General features: G+C 46.1%; 2 protein-coding genes. One reads left to right on the forward strand and one right to left on the reverse strand.

Annotation, left to right across the window (positions count from 1 at the left end):
• The first annotated feature begins 322 nt into the window (after positions 1–322).
• Entirely contained in the window at positions 323–1,138 is an 816-nt protein-coding gene (locus J5224_RS28175) for a hypothetical protein (RefSeq protein WP_264628414.1), read from the forward strand.
• A 90-nt stretch (positions 1,139–1,228) separates the two neighbouring features.
• Here J5224_RS28175 and J5224_RS28180 read toward each other — a convergent pair.
• The coding region (locus J5224_RS28180; protein ID WP_319802496.1) for a sigma factor-like helix-turn-helix DNA-binding protein at positions 1,229–1,321 on the reverse strand (93 nt) is incomplete at its 5' end.

Raw genomic sequence — 1,321 nt, forward strand, 5'->3', positions numbered from 1 at the left:
TGGCGTCAACGAAGCCGTGCTGGATCGCTTTATGGAAAGCTGTGGATTCTTTCCGGTGTCAGGAGGGTGGCTCTACACGCGAAGTTAACCGCTAACAACGGGGAACCTCTCCCCAATACGGCAACGGAGCCATGCCGAACCAATACGCGGGCCGCGATGGCACAACGCACGCGTATTGGCATTGTCCATCAACACCAGAGGCTCATTTCACCCTCTCTAAAAATCGCTTCTTCCATCAAGAAAACCCATTCCCTGAATAGCGGATCGGGTATATTTCCCCTTACCTACCCCACTGGAAAATTATCTGATGCAGATTAGATCTGTGAGTATGGACACGCGTAACCCTATTCCAAAACATAATATGTCCTTTATTAGTACCTACAATAAGAACTTATTAAAGTTTCAGAAAGACATTGAAAACCAGCCGGAAATGGCTGAGGAAACACGGCGAGAAATTAATAAAAAATTACGAACCGCCATAAAAGAAATCACTGAATTTTATGGTAAAAAAATAGAAAATGGGATAAATCCGGCTGCCGTGGCAATGAAAAACCTACAGTTGTTACGCATTAAATATTCGCTTACGGCAATAAAGTGTGGGGACACTGATTGGGAAGCGTTTCAAATATCGGAGTTTTTACATCGTAATATCGATGATTTTATAAAATCCTCCCATTGCACGTTAACGCTGGATGAGCAAACCACGCAGCGGATTGATTCAACGCTCAGAAATACCGTCTGGCTAAGTTGCCTTTATAATTTCTCCCGAGAACTCGTCTACCAAAACATAGACGCGCCACAGAACAGAGAAAATAAACTCTTCTATGGCGTATTCACCCGTTTAAGAACAACCGGCGTGCCCGGTAGTCTGGCCTGTGTTATCGCCAACGCACAGGCGGCGCTGACGTTATGTCGGCTCTCGTTCGGTGAGGAATGCGCACAGCAGGATGCACTGTATTGTGACGTAAAGGAGGTTGTCGAATTTTATGATGACTATCTGCAAGCCCGGCAGTCGGGAGAAGAAGTGAGCTTTCTGATGCAAAATGCCTATTTCAAACGTGAAAAAACCTTGATCCCTGCTGATACCAAACATGATATCGCCGTTAGCTACTATGAACAGGTCACTGAATATCTGTAACATCGCACAGCGCAGGCATAAAAAAACGACCGGCATCTGCCGATCGTTTTTCTTGTGAAGCGCGGATGTTATGCAGCGCTGAACTTATCGTCAGGCCTCAATCGCTGCCCGCAGTTTCTTCATGGGGTTTTTCTCTAACTGACGCACACGTTCTGCGGAAACGCCGTATTGATCGGCCAGTTC

The sequence above is a fragment of the Candidatus Symbiopectobacterium sp. NZEC135 genome (assembly GCF_025962695.1).